Raw genomic sequence first — 6,000 nt, forward strand, 5'->3', positions numbered from 1 at the left:
CTGATCAGTACAAGGACTTCTTTGAGCACACAAAAAGCAAAACTGTGATAGTCCTCGAATATTCATCCTATCTAATGACATCACTTCTAATTGCAGGGGGACGAGTTCTGCGTCCCGATATGACGGTCTCTCAAGCAGATGTGCTGATTGATCAAGATAGCGGTTTAATTGAGAAGATTGGCTCTGATCTTACAGCAGAGAACACTCTCCAGGCCTCAAACTCGCTTGTGACTCCTGGTTTTGTTAACGGCCATTCCCATATTCCAATGGTATTGCTTCGAGGGTATGCAGATGATAAGCCACTGGATCGCTGGCTTGAAGAGGATATTTGGCCAGCTGAAAGCACAATGACCGCAGACGATGTTCATACCGGAGCAAAACTCGGCTTGTTAGAAATGATCAAGTCTGGAACAACGGGTTTTGCGGATATGTACTTCCATGTGCCCGAAATCGTTGATGCGGTCGATCAAGCTGGAGTACGAGCCCTACTCGGTCACGGAATTGTAACGGCTGGGAAGGACGCTGATAAAGCATTAGCAGATGTCGAGAAAAGCCTTGAGTTCGCACAAAAGTATGATGGTGCGGCAGAAGGGCGAATCTCAACTGCGTTTATGCCACATTCTTTAGTTACTGTGGGAAATGAATACCTTGAGGAGTTCGTCCCTCGGGTCCGTGAAGCAGGTATTCCAATTCACTATCATGCTAATGAGACTTTGAACGAAGTCAGACCGATAGTAAATGACCATGGTATTCGCCCACTCGATTATGCCGCAAATCACGGGATATTGGAACCACAAGATTTCGTCGCCCATGGAGTTCATGTTGATGAACAAGAGATCAACCTCATAGCTGAGGCAGGAACAAGCGTGATCCATTGTCCGGCTTCTAATATGAAGTTGGCCAGCGGTATGGCTCCGATCCAACGTATGAGAGATGCAGGAGTGACGGTCGGTCTTGGGACAGATGGTGCAGCTACAAACAATGACCTATCGTTATTAGACGAGGGTCGTGATGCTGCAATGCTCGGTAAAATTGCTGCTAATGACGCGAGTGCAGTTCCCGCAGAGACGGTGATTCAAATGATGACTCAGGGGAGTGCTTCCGCGCTGGGCTTTCATTCAGGAGTGATTGAAGAAAAAGAACCAGCTGATTTGGCCGTCATTGATCTTGAGAAGCCACACTTGACACCCCGAAATGATTTGGTAAGCCATCTAGCTTACTCAGCAGCTGGAAGCGACGTGAAGCATACGGTCTGTGATGGACAAATCCTCATGCGTGACCGGGAAGTGCTAACTCTTGAAGAGGAATCGATTGTAGAACAAGCACAACAGACTGCCAGTTCATTAGTCTCTCGCGTTTCAAGCTGATGTTCAGTACGCATGCTTACTGACCAGGTGTTTCACTCACAAAACCAGAGTAAAGGAAGATATGTATCAAAACAGTCTCCAGAGATTCCGAGTAGTTGTAACGGTGCAATCAGCTCTATTACTATTTTGATTTAGTGCCGTAAATACCAATAGGACTCGGCATATTTGTAGAGATACCACTGATGGAGCGAGATGACTTCGACGAGACGACCCCAGGTGAGATCATTCCCACGACGACACCAAAGGGGACATATTCGGCCTTCCGACCTGATCCGCTTCCCCCTTCAACCGACACTGAACAGCTCATTACACCGCTGGCCGAGGCGACACAAGCACTTGGGCGACTCCACGGTATCGGCCCACGTGTCGGCTCAAGAGAGATCCTGATCGAACCGTTCATTCGAAAAGAAGCGCTGGAATCCTCCCAAATCGAAGGAACACATGCCACACTCTCGGATATCTACGCCTATGAGGCTGGACAGGAAGCCCTCATCGACGAAGACAGACGGCAAGGCACTCAAGAAGTCGTAAACTATCTGCACGCACTGACGCACGGATTGGATGCGATCACAGCTGGCGATCCAATCACCACCGAGTTGCTGTGTGAAATGCACGACCGGTTACTTTCAGGTGTCCGTGGAGACGAGGCCAATCCAGGAAAACTCCGTACGACTCAGAACTTCATCGGTAGTACGCCATACATCCAGGATGCTAGGTACGTTCCGCCACTACCGAACGAGATTCCCGACCTGCTCGAAGATCTGCTTGCGTACGCGAACCGAGATACTGACCTCCATCCGCTCCTCCGGACAGGATTAATTCACTATCAGTTCGAGACGATTCACCCGTTTCTTGATGGGAACGGACGGCTGGGGCGGTTACTAGTCAGTCTCCTCCTGCAACGTGACGGTCTCTTGCCCGAGCCATATCTCTACTTGAGTTCGTATTTCAACGCACGACGGTCAGCATACGTCGACCATCTTCTGGCAGTTAGTCAGCACGGTGAATGGGAAGAGTGGCTCCTGTTTTTCCTGCGTGGAGTGCAGTCGCAAGCAGACGAGGCCCACCAACGGGCAAACCTGCTAGTCGACCTTCGTGAGGACTATCAACAGCGCTACCAGAACGAACGGTCTGAGAACATCCTTGAACTGGTGATGCGGCTCTTCGAAGATCCGTATCTCGACGTGAATACGGCCGCCGAGTGGTTGGATGTCGAGTACAGTACGGCCAACCGACTGATCGGACAGCTTGAAGATGACGAGATACTCGAAGAGCTGACCGGAAAAGAGCGCAATCGGTTCTACCGGGCGAACGAAGTCTTCAAGATAATCAATAAGCCGATCGCCCAACTCTGACGTACTGAGCAGACGGGGCTTGAGGCGTATGCATTGAGAGCGCCGATCTCAACTTCTGTTCATATTGGAAGTTGAGACTACAGCGGGTTTAGCAGCGCTGCAATGCGTGTATTTGGACGAATCGTCAAGCGGAGATCGCGCCAGATTAGCACTCAATCACTCGTTCCTATCGTACTGCTGACTATATCGCCGATTTCCGAAGACTTCCAAGAGTGTACCCACTCAGACACCGGCTATCAGGGATGGAGAACCTCACTAACCGATTCCGGTTTCCTTCTTCAACAACGTTGGCGTGTTATCTGCCGTCACCATCGGTGAGTTTCGTGAACTCGTTTTGATGTGTGTCGTTCACAATATCAAGCTGTCGTTGAAACAATGAAATCAAGCTATGTCTGGCGATTCACCACGGCCCTTCAGTCGATAAGTCTCGGAGATATTCTTCCTGTTACCACTGTTGAAGGGATTAGCCCTCAATTTCTGTCACGCGCGTGTACTCGTCGTCCAACGCGTTCGCATCTTCGGGAAGAAGCGCGACCAAGAGGTACTGACTGTAGCTTTGAAAGTACTCGATTAGTCTAGCAATTCGCTCTGCGTCAATTGCTTCGAGTGAGTCCAGAAGCATGAACGGGACTGTCTCGTAGACAGCGTGGGTCAGATATCCGGCCAGCGCAAAAATGAGGCCGGTAACTTCGCGTTCACTCTCACTGAGGTGGTCGACGGTATCTTCGTAGGCCACGCCATCAGGTGTGTTTCGAACGACGTGTAACTCAAACACTGATTTTGAGACCTTCCGGCGACCTTCTCGCACCTCGGTCTCACGCTGTTCAAGCCATATCCGGTCGATGTTGTCGTATGTGAGTCGATCAAGAATCGCGTCCATGTGCCGATTGAATTCCTCAACGGCATCTTGCTCGATTCGCTCGATTTTCGTCCGGAGATCCGCTATTTCTTTTTTGTTTTCCTCGATCTCGGCCTTGATTTCGTCTTCATCGTCAATTCGCTGCTCAATATCAGCTATTTCTTCTTCTATCCGTTCACGCTCGTTCTCTAACTGACCTAGGTTGTACTCCAGCTGGTTCGCCTGCTTGTGGAGAGACAGTACTTCATTTCGTTCTTCGTCCTCCTGCTCGTTGATCTCGTCCTCGATGGTTTCGATTGCATCGGTGAGCCTGTCCCTGCGCTGTTGCAACTCCGTAATCCGGTCTTTGCTCTCGTCGATATTCTGTTCGACCCGCTGGAGTCGCATATCGAGCTTTTCACGCCGACGCTTCTGTTGTTCCAGTTCTTGCTTTTGTTCTCTGAATGATTCGATATCCGACTCGATGTCCTGTACCTCTTGGAACTTCTGCTGCCGTACCGTTTGCAGCTGATCAATGGTCGCGCTGATTTGTTCGCGCTCGACTGTGCTCCCACACGTCCAGCACTGGATCGTCTTGTCCGGAAGAAGTTGGTCTGTAAGCGAGTCGTCGTTGATCCCATCGAGTTCGACTGTCGAGATGACACCGTCCTCCTCCAGCATATCTTCGTTAAACTGGATGATACTTTGGAGTTCACTGAGCTTCGCTTTGACCTCCTGTTTTCGTGTCCGGAGTTGGTCAAGCTCAGACTCGATGTCGCCGAGTTCGCCGGCTGGGACATCGGACAGCTCCGACAGTTCCTGCTCCACGTCGTGATATTCAGACTTTAGTTCCGACAGACTGTCCTGTTCAGTCTCTATGTCGTAACGGACGTCCTCGAGCTCTCCACGTTTCTGTTGCAACTTATTGAGTTTTTCCTCGAGTTCGTCTTTCTCTTGCTGACGCTGTTGTACGTCGGTGTCTTTCTCTCTGAGTTCCGCCTCCAGTTCTTCTAGCTCTGTCCGCTTTTCGTCGATCTCCTCCTGTAGATCCGAACGCTTTTCTTCCAGTGACGGGAGTCGCCCTTTCAACGAATCAATCTCTTCCAGTTCTTGCTCCAAGTCGTCCTGTTGTTGTTTGAGCTGATCGAGTTCGTTCTGAATCTCATCGGTATCGACCGGCCGCATAATGATCTCTCGGAGGTCATCGTTCTGGGCGATGGCCTGTCTCGCCTCGTTGTTCTCCAACAGGAACGCAAACAGATCCGCGACTGTCGTGTCTTCTAAATACGGTTCGCCACTTGTGACGACCGTCGTTCCATCCCGTTTGAGCGTCCGTGTATACGTCTCGCCGTTGATAGTCAGTTCGGCGTAGCCCTCGTCGGCGTCGCCTTTGACCGCGGCATCGTCGCTCCCGATTACAGCCATCACTGAACTCAAGAGAGAAGTCCGATTAGTGGCGTTGTTCCCGACTAAGAGCGTCACGCCTGGTTCGAACGCGACAGTTGCCCGTTCGATCCCCCCGATGTTTTCAACGGATATTTCGGCTTTTTGTCCCGTCTGTTCGGTGCTCATACAGCGCTATTCCGCCCCGATATTATAAGATTTATCGAACTACCGCTGTCTCTGCCTACTCAATAGAGCGAATAACCGAAGCCGTGCTCAGGATCATTCGTCTCCAAGTTGAGTGCAGTCACACTTCCTATCATCGAGAAGGGATATGACGTCCTTTTGTGTTCCACAGCGCTCACATATAACTCGGACGTCAACGATGACCTGAAACTCGTCCAGGGACATGGCACCGGACTTTTTCAACGCAGCGATCTTGGTCTCGATTACGTTCGAAACACGACTCTGCAGCCGCTGTACCATCCTCTTCGTTGATGCGACGGGGTCGGCGTCGTTATCGTAAGTCGCGTCCCGATACTTCGTAAGATAGGTTCGCATCGATTGGTATGACACGAAATCGTCTTTGAGTTGGTCGACATCAATTCCCTCCCGTTCCAGTTGACGTCGCACTCGCGTCTGATTTGCTTGGCTAACAGAATCGTCCGTCAACAGTCGGAACGTGTTCTCTACCTCCCCATCCAGCGTTTGCATATCGGCTTGCTCCAGTTCCTGTTTCAGGAGCTGTCGATTGAAAAACTCCGCGAGGGAACGGAGGCTTCGGCGACGGTCCGGGTCATCAGTTGTCCATAATTCTTCAAGTTGCGGACCGATTCCCTGTAATCCATACTGCTCAATGAGTCGTGCGACCTTGCTTGAGCGTCCTCTCGAAGAACTCTGGTCGTCGTCTGCGGAGGTCATATGTCCGAGAGGGTGCTGAGACAAAAATGTCTTTCCTCCCTCAAGATCGTAGTGTTCAGATAAGGATTGAAGAGTGAGGCACGGCGGTTTTGAAGTGTCTATGCCCAAAAACGCCGGCCTCAGCGGTAGTCTCGAC

Annotated in this window: 4 protein-coding genes; 2 read left to right on the forward strand and 2 right to left on the reverse strand. The window is 50.8% G+C overall.

Annotation, left to right across the window (positions count from 1 at the left end; translation table 11 throughout):
- The first annotated feature begins 74 nt into the window (after window positions 1-74).
- Both C444_RS21575 and C444_RS20540 read left to right on the forward strand, forming a co-directional pair.
- Window positions 75-1,367, forward strand: coding sequence for an amidohydrolase (locus tag C444_RS21575; protein ID WP_080509742.1), 1,293 nt, complete (start codon window positions 75-77; stop codon window positions 1,365-1,367).
- A 182-nt stretch (window positions 1,368-1,549) separates the two neighbouring features.
- Complete coding sequence (locus C444_RS20540; RefSeq protein WP_004595049.1) at window positions 1,550-2,722, forward strand: Fic family protein; 1,173 nt, start codon at window positions 1,550-1,552, stop codon at window positions 2,720-2,722.
- A gap of 463 nt (window positions 2,723-3,185) precedes the next feature.
- On the opposite strand, the gene C444_RS20545 is transcribed toward C444_RS20540, so the two are convergent.
- Window positions 3,186-5,132: an archaea-specific SMC-related protein gene (locus C444_RS20545; protein WP_004595050.1), complete on the reverse strand. Its 1,947-nt coding sequence runs from the start codon at window positions 5,130-5,132 to the stop codon at window positions 3,186-3,188.
- A gap of 93 nt (window positions 5,133-5,225) precedes the next feature.
- The coding region (gene rdfA, locus C444_RS20550; protein WP_204365971.1) for a rod-determining factor RdfA at window positions 5,226-6,000 on the reverse strand (775 nt) is incomplete at its 5' end.

The organism is Haloarcula japonica DSM 6131 (assembly GCF_000336635.1).
GTDB classification, from domain to species: domain Archaea; phylum Halobacteriota; class Halobacteria; order Halobacteriales; family Haloarculaceae; genus Haloarcula; species Haloarcula japonica.

Bases quoted from the DNA above. Each gene is read 5' to 3' on its own strand.
- C444_RS20540 (WP_004595049.1), top strand. From the start codon at position 1,550: ATGGAGCGAGATGACTTCGACGAGACGACCCCAGGTGAGATCATTCCC.
- C444_RS20545 (WP_004595050.1), bottom strand. From the start codon at position 5,132: ATGAGCACCGAACAGACGGGACAAAAAGCCGAAATATCCGTTGAAAAC.
- C444_RS21575 (WP_080509742.1), top strand. From the start codon at position 75: ATGACATCACTTCTAATTGCAGGGGGACGAGTTCTGCGTCCCGATATG.